Consider the following 350-nt stretch of genomic DNA (forward strand, 5'->3'; position numbering starts at 1 on the left):
CGGGGTTTCCGGTGTGGGTCGGTGTGGGGTGGCGGGATGAACCAGGGGATCTGGTTGCGGACCTGGATGTGCCAGTCTTCCTTGTGGATCAGGTGGTGGTGATGGCTGCAGAGCAACGTCCCGTTGGCGGTGCTGGTGGGTCCGCCCCGGGACCAGTACTCGATGTGGTGGGCCTCGCACCACGGTGCCGGCATGGTGCATCCGGGGAAAGCGCAGCCTTTGTCCCGCGCGGTGATGGCTTTGCGGATCTGCGGCGGGAAGACCCTGGAGGCCCGTCCGATGTCCAGGACCTGGCCCTCGCTGCCCAGGACCACGGGGATGATGTCCGCGTCGCAGGCGAGTGTGCGCAA

At 67.1% G+C, this 350-nt stretch carries 1 protein-coding gene; it reads right to left on the minus strand.

All coding sequences use genetic code 11. The features are described 5' to 3' along the window. Positions 1-350: HNH endonuclease signature motif containing protein (locus AB4Z38_RS25880; RefSeq protein WP_441432359.1), on the minus strand; the 350-nt coding region annotated here is incomplete at both ends.

It is taken from the genome of Arthrobacter sp. 2RAF6, from assembly GCF_052115205.1.
Classification (GTDB): Bacteria; Actinomycetota; Actinomycetes; order Actinomycetales; family Micrococcaceae; genus Arthrobacter.